We start from the raw sequence: 11,652 nt of genomic DNA, 5'->3' as shown, positions 1-11,652 counted from the left end.
GCCCTGCGGCGGCACGGCAAAGCGGCTCGCGTCCTGCGAGGTCGCGCCGCCGCAGGACCTCCCCCCGTCCGCCGTTCTCACCCCCTCGACGGTCCGCGCCCCGTTCGTCGCCGTCCACGCCCGTTCCACCGTCACGCTCACCCCGGCCGGATGCGGCCCGCCCCCCGGACGAGCCGCACCCGACGACCGGGCCGCAGGCCCTCGCACCCGCAGCGGCCTGATCGGATCAGACCCGCAACGGCCTGATCGACGTGGGCGCGTGGCCCGGCTCCGTCGCGATCTCCTCGAACTCCACCACGTTGCCGATGTCGTTCGTCGTGGACATCGAGATGTTGGTGACGCGTTCCAGGATCGCCTCGACGACGACCGGCACCCGGTACTCCGCCGCGAGCTTCTTCGCCTCCTCGAGGGCGGCGCCCAGCTCGGCCGGGTCGGTCACCCGGATCGCCTTGCACCCGAGACCCTCGGCGACCTTGACGTGGTCGACACCGTAGACGCCCAGCTCCGGCGAGTTGACGTTCTCGAACTCCAGGTTGACCTGGAAATCGATGTCGAAGGCGCGCTGGGCCTGCCGGATGAGGCCCAGGTAGGCGTTGTTGACGAGGACATGGACGTACGGGATGCGGTGCTGCGCCCCGACCGCCAGCTCCTCGATCATGAACTGGAAGTCGTAGTCGCCGGAGAGCGCGACGACGGGGGCCTCCGGGTCGGCCTTCGCGACGCCGAGCGCGGCCGGGACCGTCCAGCCGAGCGGTCCCGCCTGGCCGCAGTTGATCCAGTGGCGCGGGCGGTGGACGTGCAGGAGCTGGGCGCCGGCGATCTGGGAGAGGCCGATCGTGGAGACGTACCGGGTCTCGGGACCGAACGCCCTGTTCATCTCCTCGTAGACGCGCTGCGGCTTGATCGGGATGTCGTCGAAGTGCGTACGGCGCTGCAGCCGGGCCCTGCGGTCCTGTGCGGCCGCCGCCCACGCGGAGCGGTCCGGGAGCCGGCCGGCCGCCCGCAACTCCCGTGCCACCGTGACGAACAGCTCCAGCGCGGCCCCGGCGTCGGACGCGATGCCGTAGTCGGGGGCGAAGATCCGGCCGATCTGGGTGGGCTCGATGTCGACGTGGACGAACGTCCGTCCCGCCGTGTAGACGTCCAGCTTCCCGGTGTGCCGGTTGGCCCAACGGTTGCCGATGCCGAGGACGAAGTCGGACTCCAGGAAGGTCGCGTTGCCGTAGCGGTGCGAGGTCTGCAGTCCGACCATGCCGGCGTTCAGCTCGTGGTCGTCGGGCAGGACGCCCCAGCCCATCAGAGTGGGCACGACCGGCACACCCGTCAACTCGGCGAACTCCACGAGGAGTTCGGCCGCATCGGCATTGATGACACCGCCGCCCGCCACGATCAGCGGCCGCTCCGAGGCGTTCAGCAGCCCGATCGCCTTCTCGATCTGGGCGCGGGTGGCGACGGGCTTGTAGACCGGGAGCGGTGCGTAGGTGTCGGGGTCGAACTCGATCTCGGTGAGCTGGACGTCGATCGGGAGGTCGACGAGGACCGGCCCCGGCCGCCCGGAGCGCATCAGGTGGAACGCCTGCTGGAAGACCCCGGGGACCTGCGCGGCCTCCAGCACGGTCACGGCCATCTTGGTGACCGGCCTGGCGATGGAGGCGATGTCGACCGCCTGGAAGTCCTCCTTGTGGATCGCGGCCGTGGGTGCCTGGCCCGTGACGCAGAGGATCGGGACGGAGTCACCGGTGGCCGAGTAGAGCCCGGTGATCATGTCGGTCCCGGCGGGCCCCGACGTGCCGACGCACACGCCGATGTTGCCGGGACGCGCGCGGGTGTACCCCTCGGCCATGTGCGACGCGCCCTCGACGTGCCGGGCCAGGGTGTGCTGGATCCCTCCTGCCGCCTTCAGGGCGGCGTAGAAGGGGTTGATCGCCGCGCCGGGGACACCGAACGCGTCACGGACACCCTCGCGCTTGAGGATCTCGACTGCCGCGCGGGCAGCGGTCATACGAGCCATTGCGTACTCCTGCTTCAGCTGCCGGAGCCTCTCCCGTCGCGCCCCGCGGTGAGCACTTCCGTCATCCCGTCAGTTGATGTTTCCGCATCAGGTGAATTCCATAATACGGAAATTATTTTCTGCTATCTGGAAGCAGAGTAGGAGGGGTGGCAGGGAGCGTCAAGGGCGCGGGCGGCGGCGATCCACCCCGGCGTCTCGGGGTGTTCGCCTGCCGGAGCGGCCCCGGCTGGAGGACGATGGGGAGGCGTTTTCGGTGCCGCTCGGTGGTGGGGTGGGGAGCATGGACGAGAGCATGGTGGTGCGGTGTCCGGACTGCGGGCGCGAGCACCCGTACGCGGCTCCTGCGTACCCCTGCGCGTGCGGCACCCCGGTCGCCCCGCCCCTGAACCGCCGCGCCGGCCCCACCTCCGTCACCCACCGCACCTGGGACGAGGACTGGATCACCGTGCGCTGCGGAGGCTGCGGGCGCACCGGCGAGTGGCCCCACCCGGAGCTGGGCTGCGCCTGCGGGACCGTGCTGCGGGTGCCCGTCGCCGGCACCCCGGCGTCACCGGGGGCCGGCGGCGCTCCCGGCTCCGCCGCGGCGCCCGCCGGCCCCCGGGCGGTCTTCCGGCCCCTGACCATCCGCACGGCCCGCGACGCGGTCACCACCGTCGCCCTGTATCTGCGCTGGCTGGGCTACCGGGACGTCCGCCGCGCCGACCAGCGCCAGCCGTCCGGGATCGGTCTGGCCGCGCGGGGTGTGCTGGCCCAGGTGGACCCGTCGGTCCGCCCGGCCACGCCTCGCGACGTCGAGTGCCTGTGGCTGACCGCCATGACGGAGTCCGCCGTCTGCGCCTACTTCTCCCTCGCCGGGTACACCGACGAGGCCCGCGACCGTGCCGACGATCTGGGCGTCTGCCTGTTCGTGCTGGACCTCACGGGCACCCCGCAGCCGGTGAACGGCGCGGCGACGGATCTGGCCGCCGCGGGCGCGGGGGCCTGAGGCGTCGCCCGCGCGCGGGGGCTACCCGGCGGCGAACCGCTCCCGCAGCTCGATCTTCCGCACCTTCCCCGACACCGTCATCGGGAAGGCGTCCAGGACACGCAGCGCACTCGGGATCTTGTAGTGCGCCAACTGCCCCTCGCAGTGGGCCCGCAGCTCCTCCAGGGTCGGGGGCTCGACCCCCTCGTGCGGGATGACGCAGGCCAGGACCTCCTCGCCGTACCGCTCGTGCGGGACGCCCACCACCTGGACGTCGGCGATCTTCGGGTGGCCGTACAGGAACTCCTCGATCTCGCGCGGGTAGATGTTCTCGCCGCCCCGGATGATCATGTCCTTGATACGGCCGACGATCTCGACGTAGCCGTCCTCGCGCATGGTCGCCAGGTCGCCGGTGTGCATCCACCGGCCGGCGTCGACGGCCTCGGCGGTCTTCTCCGGCTCCTCCCAGTAGCCGAGCATCACGCTGTAGCCGCGGGTGCACAGCTCGCCCGCCGTACCGCGAGGCCGGGTCACCCCGGTCGCGGGGTCGACGACCTTCACCTCGATGTGCGGCAGGACGCGGCCCACGGTGGCGGTGCGGTGTTCCAGGTCGTCGTCGCGCCGGGTCTGGGTGGAGACGGGCGAGGTCTCGGTCATGCCGTAGCAGATCGCGACCTCCGTCATGTGCATCTCGGTGACGACCCGCTTCATCACCTCCACCGGGCAGGGTGAGCCGGCCATGATGCCGGTGCGCAGCGAGGAGAGGTCGTAGGAGCCGAAGTCGGGGAGGTTCAGCTCCGCGATGAACATGGTCGGCACGCCGTACAGCGAGGTGCAGCGCTCCCGCCGGACGGCCTCCAGGGTGGCCCGCGGGTCGAAGGACGGGGCCGGGATCACGACACAGGCGCCGTGCGAGGTCGCCGCGAGGTTGCCCATCACCATGCCGAAGCAGTGGTAGAACGGCACGGGCACGCAGATCCGGTCCTGCTCGGTGTAGGCGAGCGACTCCCCCACGAAGTAACCGTTGTTGAGGATGTTGTGGTGGGAGAGGGTGGCCCCCTTGGGAAAGCCCGTGGTGCCCGAGGTGTACTGGATGTTGATCGGGTCGTCGCAGGACAGTTCCGGATACGGCACCGGCGTTCCCCGCGCGACCAGCGCGTCCCAGCTGGGGTCGCCGATGAAGACGGTCTCCCTCAACCTCGGGCACCGGCCCCGCACCTGCTCGACCATCGCCCGGTAGTCGCTCCCCTTGTGGCGGAGCGAGGCGAACAGCAGTCGGACCCCGGACTGGCGGAGGACGTACTCGACCTCGTGGGTGCGGTAGGCCGGGTTGATGTTGACCATGATCGCGCCGATGCGGGCGGTGGCGTACTGGACGAGCACCCACTCGGGGCAGTTGACCGCCCAGATGCCCACCCGGTCGCCCTTGTCGACACCGCTCGCGAGCAGCGCGTACGCCAGCGCGTCCACGTCGGCGGCGAACCGGGCGTACGTCCAGCGCCGCCCCGACGGCACGTCGACGAGGACCTCACGGTCCGGCCAGGCCGCGACGGCCCGGTCCAGGTCGGCGCCGATGGTGTCGCCGAGCAGGGCGGTGCCACCGGTGCCGTGCGTGTACGACGGCTCGCCGCTCACCGGAAGTCCTCCTCGCGGTACTCGGCGTCCGACCCCGCGGCGGTGGCCTCGCGCAGCTCGATGCGGCGGATCTTGCCCGACACGGTCTTCGGCAGGTCGCCGAACTCCAGGCGGCGCAACCGCTTGTAGGGCGCGAGGACGGTCCGGGAGTGCTCGAAGATCACCTTCGCGGTGTCCGGGCCGGGCTCCCAGCCGGCCGCCAGCACGATGTACGCCTTCGGTACGGCGAGGCGGACCTCGTCCGGCGCGGGCACGACGGCCGCCTCGGCGACCGCGTCGTGCTCCAGCAGCGCGCTCTCCAGCTCGAAGGGGCTGATCTTGTAGTCGCTCGCCTTGAACACGTCGTCCGCGCGTCCCACGTAGGTGAGGTACCCGTCCTCGTCGCGCGAGCCGATGTCGCCGGTGCGGTAGAAGCCGCCGGCCATCGCCTCGGCCGTACGGTCCGGGTCTCCGTGGTAGCCGGTCATCAGGCCGACCGGGCGGTTGGAGAGGTCCAGGGCGATCTCCCCCTCGTCGGCGCCGGGGGCGCCCGAGACGGGGTCGAGGAGGACGACCTTGAAGCCCGGGCCGGGCCGGCCCATCGAGCCGGTCTTCAGCCGCTGGCCGGGGCTGTTGGAGACCTGGACGGCGGTCTCGGTCTGGCCGAAGCCGTCACGGATGTCCACGCCCCAGGCGCGGCGCACCTGCTCGATGACCTCGGGGTTGAGGGGTTCACCGGCGGCGACGATCTCGCGGGGCGGGGTCTTCAGCTGGGTGAGGTCGGCCTGGATGAGCATCCGCCACACGGTCGGCGGGGCGCAGAAGGTGGTGACCCCCGCGCGGTCCATCTCCGCCAGCAGCCGGCCCGCGTCGAAGCGGGTGTAGTTGTGGATGAACACCGTCGCCTCCGCGTTCCAGGGGGCGAAGAGGTTGGACCAGGCGTGCTTGGCCCAGCCGGGCGAGGAGATGTTGAGGTGCACGTCGCCCGGCTTCAGGCCGATCCAGTACATGGTCGCCAAGTGGCCGACGGGATACGACACATGGGTGTGCTCGACCAGCTTGGGCCGGGCGGTCGTGCCCGAGGTGAAGTACAGCATCAGCGGATCGGTGGCGTTGGTCGGCCCGTTCGGCTCGAAACGGGCGGGGGCCGCGTACGCCTCCTCGTACGGCCGCCAGCCGTCCACCGTGCCGCCGACGGTCGTGCGGGTGTAACGGCCGGGCACGTCCTCGAACTTGGGGGCGTCCTCGGCCCGTACGATCACATGCTTCACCCGGCCGCGTTCCACGCGGTCGCGCAGGTCGGCGGGGCCGAGCAGCGGGGTCGCGGGGATGACGACGGCCCGCAGCTTCATCGCGGCGAGGGCCGTCTCCCACAACTCCGCCTGGTTGCCGAGCATCACGAGGATGCGGTCGTCGGCGCGCACACCCCGGTCCCGCAGCCGGTTGGCGACCTTGGACGAGCGCTCGGACATCTCGGCGAAGGAGACCACGGTCTCGGTGCCGTCCTCCTCGACGAGGTGCAGCGCGGTGCGGTCGTTCCCTCGTGCGATCACGTCGAACCAGTCGAGCGCCCAGTTGAAGTACTCCGGGCGCGGCCAGGTGAAGTCCCGGTAGGCCGTGGCGTAGTCGTCACGATGGGTCAGCAGGAAGTCCCGGGCCGCGCGGAACTCGTCCGTGGCGCTCGTCCTCGCCGACATGTGTCCTCCTCATTGCCGGACCGTTGCCCGACATCGTGTAATGCGTGATACACGTCTCACCACCCCCGAACGGGGGTGCGCCGCGCGGAAGGGGTGAGTTCGTGGCATCGGATCCCTCGGATTCCGTCGGGACGGCACGGGGCAGGGCGGACCTGCGGGGCGCGCTGCGCACGCTGCGGGGGGCCACCGGCCTGCCGCTCGCCTTCGCCGGGCTGGTCGAGCCGGGCCCCGGGCAACTGCGCATCAGCGAACTCCAGGGCAACCGCACGACGGCGCTCCAGGGCCTCGCCGTGCACTCCGGCAACGGCCTCGGCGGCAAGACGGTGGCGCTGGCCCGCCCCTGCTGGGTGACCGACTACTCGCTGTCACGCCAGATCAGTCACGAGTACGACGCCGCGGTCGCCGCCGAGGGCATCCGCTCGGTCCTCGCGGTACCCGTCGTCGTACGCCGTGAGGTGCGCGGGGTGCTGTACGGCGCGCTGCGAGCGGCACAGCCGCTGGGCGACCGCACGGTGGGGGCCGCGCTGGACGCGGCGCGGGACCTGGAGCAGGCGCTGGTGGTGCGGGACGAGGCACGGAACCTGCTGGCCACGGTCCGGGCGGGCGCCGAGCACGGAGACTCGGCCGGGGCGTGGGAGGAGGTCCGTGAGGCGCACGGGGCGCTGCGCGCACTGGCCCCGCGCATCGACGATCCGGGGCTGCGGGCCGAGCTGCTGCGGGTGTGCGGCCGGCTGGCGGGGGCGTCCTCCCCCGGCGGGGACACCGCCGGGTCGGCCGCGCCCGTGCAGGCCGGCGGTGAGCGGGTCGCCCTCACCGCGCGTGAGGTGGATGTACTGGCCTGTGTGGCGATGGGTTCCACGAACGCGGTCGCGGCGCAGCGGCTGGGGCTGCGTCCGGAGACCGTGAAGGCGTATCTGCGCTCGGCCATGCGCAAGCTGGGGGCGCACACCCGGCTGGAGGCGGTGGTGGCCGCGCGCCGGGCGGGGCTGCTGCCGTAGAGCGGGCCCTCACCGGGGGCCGAGGGACGTGCCCACGGGGTCCTCCGTACCCCGTGACGAGGGCGTTGCGGACCCGGGCTTTCATGTAACGGGCATGTGAAATTCCTTATGCCGTACCCTTCCTGTTATTTCCCACACCGGGCCTGCGTTCCGAAATTCAAAGACTGGATGCCTAATATTGGCCCGGACACGACACTCGAGGGGAGCGGTGGCCCGTGCGACGGGAGTTCAAGGAGCCTGGGAGACCCCGCCCCGACCTGGTCATTGGCCGGGAGGAGCTGTTCGCGGGGGCCCGTGAGCAGCTGGCGCGGGGCGGCAGCGTGCTCGTGCACGGCTCCGCGGGGATCGGGAAGTCGACGATCCTGCGCGCCCTGGCCGCCGCGGACGAGGAATCGGTGCGGACGGTGCTGCGCTGCTCGGCCACCGAGTCCGAGTCGCATCTGCCGTTCCTGGCACTGACCGATCTGCTCGGCCTGGTCCTGGACGAGGTGTCCGACCAGCTGCCCGCGCCGCAGCGCACCGCGCTGGAGTCCGCGCTCACGGGCCGTGGCGAGTCCACCCTCCAGCGCGACGGGCTCGCGCTCCGGCTGGCCGTGCTGTCGACCCTGCGGGCCCTGGCCGCCAAGGGCCCGGTGCTGATCGTCGCGGACGACCTCCAGTGGCTGGATCCGGCCAGTGTCGAGCTGCTCGGGTTCGCGGCGCGGCGGCTGGGCGAGCTGCCCGTGCGCATGCTGTGCGCCGTGCGTACCTCGACGGACCCGCACGGTCACGAGCAGGACAGGTATCTACGCGCGTCTCCGCCCGACACCCTCGCTCTCCGGCTCACCCCGCTGTCCCGGACGCACGTCGCCGAGCTGCTGGAGAACCGCGGTTACACGGGTCTGCCCCGCTCCGCCGTGCGGGACATCCACCGCACCAGCGGAGGCAACCCGCTTTTCGCCCTGGAACTCGGCCGTGCCCTCGCCGACAGCCCGACGCCGCCGCGTCCCGGCGAGCAGCTGCCGGTGCCGACCTCGCTGCGGACCCTGGTCCTGAACCGGCTGGACATGCTCTCGGCCGAGGCCCGCCGCACCCTGCTCGTCGCCAGTGCCGGTGCCCGGCCCACCGTGGCGCTGCTGCGCGCCGCCGGCCGGGAGAACGCCGAGGCGGAGACCGCCCAGGCCGTCGAGCTGGGGCTGCTCGCCCCGGAGCGGGAGGGCCCGGGCGTGCGGTTCGCGCACCCTCTGGTGTCCGCCGCCCTGTACGCCGAGGCGACCGCCCAGGAGCGGCGGGCCGCCCACGCGGCGCTGTCCACCGCCGCCGTCGACCCCATCGAGCGGGCCCGGCACCTGGCGCTGTCCACCCACGGCGCCGATCCGCTGGTCGCCGCGCGGCTCGGCGAGGCCGCGGCCGTGGCCCGGGACCGGGGCGCGCCCTCGGTCGCCGCCGAGCTGGGACTCCTCGCGGCCCGGCGCACCCCGGCGGACGCGACGCCGGGTCCCGACGAGCGGCGGCTGCAGGCCGCCGAGGACGCGCTGACCGCCGGTGAGAACGACCTCGGCCGGGACATCGCCCGTGAGGTGCTCAGCCGGGCCACCGAGCCCGCCGAGCGGGTCCGCGCCTGGATGGTGGTGATCGACGCGGCCGGGCAGTCCCTCGCCGAGGTCGACGCGGTCTACCCGCAGGTCCTCGCCGACGCCGGCGACGACCCGCGGCTGCTCGGCCTGGTCCGCTACCAGCTGGCCTGGCGCGCCCTGGTCCTCGAAGGCGACTTCGCCCAGAGCCGGGAGGAGGCCGCCCGGGCCGCGGAGCTGGCGGCGCGCGCCGAGGACCGGCGCACCGAGCTGCTCGCGCTCTCCTTCCAGGCGCAGACCGAGATGCTGATGGGCCACCCGGACGCGCCCGCGACGATCAAGCGGGCGCTGAAGGAGCCGCAGGACCCGCAGCTCGCCTGTCACCACAACGGGGCGGGCGCCACCCGCTTCCGCTGGCTGATGATGAGCGACCAGCTCGGGGAGGCCCGCGCCACGATCACCTCGCTGCTGCGCGAGGTGCGCCGGCGCGGCATGGTCGAGAGCGAGGTGCACTACGTGCGCTTCCTCGCGGAGACCGAGCTGCGCTCCGGGCACTGCGGCCGGGCGCTCGACCTGGCCCGCGAGGGCTACGTCCTGGCCCGCGACTCCGGTATCGGCGAGGGCGCGTCCGCCATGCTCACCTCGCTCGCGGAGGCCGCCGGCGGTGACGTGGAGCGGGCCCGGGCGCTGGCCCGCGAGGCCGCCGACCGCGCCGAGCAGGACGGCGACCTGATGTACCTCTCCCGCGCCCTGGGCGCCCTCGGGCACGCCCAGCTGGTGGCCGGTGACGCGCCGGGCACGGTGCAGTCCCTGCGCCGCGTACGGGAGTTGGAGGACGGGCTGGGGATCTACGATCCCGCGCGCGGCCGGTGGCACGGTGACCTCGCCGAAGCCCTGGTGCGGGTGGGCGAGTTGACGGAGGCGCAGGACGTCATCGACGTCACCCGGCAGCAGGCCCTGCGGCTCGGCCGGGAGAGCGTGCTCGCCGTCCTCGACCGGGCCGAGGCCCTGGTGCGCGCGGCGCGGGGTGAACAGGAAGCCGCCGTACGGCAGTTGACGTCGGCGCAGGACCGGCTCGCCAAGCTGGGCTACGGGCTGGAGGAGGCGCGGGCGGCGTTCGCCCTGGCGGGGCTGCGCACCGCGCAGGGACCCGGGCTCGCCCGGCCGGGAGCGGCGCCGGCCTCCGGGCCCGGTTCGTACGACGAGGCGTCCCGGCTGTTCCGCCGCTGCCGCGCCCTGCCGTGGCTGCGTCGGGTGGAGGAGGCCGCCGTCGCCCCGGCGCCCCCTCAGCAGCCCGCGATCGCCCCCTCGGCGCTGGACGCCCTCGCCGTGCTCGCGGCGACCGAACGGCAGGTCGCGGAGCTGGTCATGGAGGGCGCGACCAATCGGGAGATCGCCGGCCGGCTGTACATCAGCGTGAAGACGGTCGAGGCGACACTGACGCGCGTCTACCGGAAGCTGGGCATCCGGTCGCGTGTGGACATCGTGCGACTGGCGGCGGGACACCGTACGAACTGACCTCCCCGGGACCGGCTGACGAGCCCCTCCCGGGACCTGGGCCCTGTCGTCACATTCCCGTCTGCCGCGCCCGGGCGGTACCACGAGCGCGCGGCGACCTTGCGGCTCCAGCCTAGGCTCAAACCCCGGCCCGGGTCATCGAGGGTTTTCCCTCCCCAACTCCCCTAGGGGGATCCCCCCTTGGGAGGGGATCCCTCCCGCTCCTATTTTTTGTGACGTGCCGCACGCCAGGGCACACGGACCGGCCCGCCGCCCCCGCTCGGCTCCCCCGAGCGGGGGCGGCACCGCCGGCTCTGTGCACCGCTCCCCCACCCGCGTGTCCCCCACCGGCAACGCCCCCTGAGGAGAACCATGTTCGGGCTCCACCGTGTCAAGAAGTCGATGGTGGCCGCCACGGTCACCGCTGCCGCCGCCGCTGCCGCGCTGCTCACCGCGCCGGGCGCCGCCGCCGCTTCCCAGCCCATCGTGGGCGGCACGACGACCACGGCGTCCGCGTACCCCTTCGTCATGCAGATCACGGACGCTTCTCAGGACCAGTTCTGCGGGGGCACCCTCGTCTCGCCCACCAAGGTGATCACCGCCGCGCACTGCATGGTCGGCGAGACCACCAGCACCGTCAGGGTCGTCGGTGGCCGCACCTACGCCAACGGCACCAACGGCACGGTCAGCCGGGTGAGCAGAATATGGGTGCACCCGAGCTTCCGGAATGTCAAGACGGGCGACGACGTCGCCGTGCTGACCCTGTCCACGGCGATGCCGTACACCACGGCCAAGTACGTCTCGTCCTCGAGCACGGGCGTCTACACGGCCGGCACCACCGCCCGCATCCTCGGCTGGGGAGCCACCGCGTCGAACGGCAGCTCCTCCAACCAGCTGCGCACCGCGACCGTCCCGCTCGTGTCGGACTCCAGCTGCCGCACCTCCTACGGCTCCGACTTCATCGCGAGCGACATGGTCTGCGCCGGATACACCTCCGGCGGCGTCGACACCTGCCAGGGCGACAGCGGCGGTCCCCTGCTCATCGGGGGCGTCCTGGCAGGCATCACTTCCTGGGGTGAAGGGTGCGCGGACGCCGGGTTCCCCGGCATCTACACCCGGCTGACCACCTTCTCCAGCACGGTGGCCGCGCAGCTCGCCTCGTAACCGGGGCCGGGCGCGACCCGACAGACTCCCGGGGCACGTCCCCGGGAACTCACAGGGGGCGGCCGGGACCGGGCCCGAGCGGGTAGCGGGGCCCCCAGGCCCAGGGCCGGGGGGGCGGGGGGGCGACAAGGGGGCCCCCCGGGGGGCAGGGCGC

General features: G+C 72.9%; 7 protein-coding genes. 4 read left to right on the top strand and 3 right to left on the bottom strand.

Translation table 11 applies throughout. The features are described from left to right. Positions 1–226: 226 nt before the first annotated feature. Complete coding sequence (gene gcl / locus ACFU5F_RS40750; RefSeq protein ID WP_383898532.1) at positions 227–2,011, bottom strand: glyoxylate carboligase; 1,785 nt, start codon at positions 2,009–2,011, stop codon at positions 227–229. 280 nt (positions 2,012–2,291) lie between these two features. Here gcl and ACFU5F_RS40745 point away from each other — a divergent pair, with 280 nt between their 5' ends. Further along, on the top strand, positions 2,292–2,996 hold the full coding sequence (locus ACFU5F_RS40745) for a hypothetical protein (protein ID WP_383898530.1): 705 nt from the start codon (positions 2,292–2,294) through the stop codon (positions 2,994–2,996). A gap of 21 nt (positions 2,997–3,017) precedes the next feature. Here ACFU5F_RS40745 and ACFU5F_RS40740 read toward each other — a convergent pair whose 3' ends face one another. Together ACFU5F_RS40740 and ACFU5F_RS40735 are read right to left on the bottom strand one after the other, a co-directional pair. Further along, positions 3,018–4,610 carry an AMP-binding protein gene (locus tag ACFU5F_RS40740; RefSeq protein WP_383898528.1) on the bottom strand — a complete coding sequence of 531 codons (1,593 nt, stop codon included), beginning with the start codon at positions 4,608–4,610 and terminating at the stop codon, positions 3,018–3,020. Further along, complete coding sequence (locus ACFU5F_RS40735; RefSeq protein ID WP_383898526.1) at positions 4,607–6,286, bottom strand: AMP-binding protein; 1,680 nt, start codon at positions 6,284–6,286, stop codon at positions 4,607–4,609. Before ACFU5F_RS40735 ends, ACFU5F_RS40740 begins: the two co-directional genes overlap by 4 nt. Before the next feature lie 101 nt (positions 6,287–6,387). Here ACFU5F_RS40735 and ACFU5F_RS40730 point away from each other — a divergent pair, with 101 nt between their 5' ends. The 3 genes from ACFU5F_RS40730 (at position 6,388) to ACFU5F_RS40720 (ending at position 11,498) form a co-directional block, all read left to right on the top strand. Further along, positions 6,388–7,284: a response regulator transcription factor gene (locus ACFU5F_RS40730; RefSeq protein ID WP_383898524.1), complete on the top strand. Its 897-nt coding sequence runs from the start codon at positions 6,388–6,390 to the stop codon at positions 7,282–7,284. A 215-nt stretch (positions 7,285–7,499) separates the two neighbouring features. Next, positions 7,500–10,355, top strand: coding sequence for an AAA family ATPase (locus ACFU5F_RS40725; RefSeq protein WP_383898522.1), 2,856 nt, complete (start codon positions 7,500–7,502; stop codon positions 10,353–10,355). A 351-nt stretch (positions 10,356–10,706) separates the two neighbouring features. Further along, entirely contained in the window at positions 10,707–11,498 is a 792-nt protein-coding gene (locus ACFU5F_RS40720; RefSeq protein ID WP_383898520.1) for a S1 family peptidase, read from the top strand. Positions 11,499–11,652 lie beyond the last annotated feature (154 nt).

This window comes from Streptomyces sp. NPDC057438, from assembly GCF_042802995.1.
GTDB lineage: Bacteria > Actinomycetota > Actinomycetes > Streptomycetales > Streptomycetaceae > Streptomyces.
This window is presented reverse-complemented; position numbering and strand designations above follow the sequence as displayed.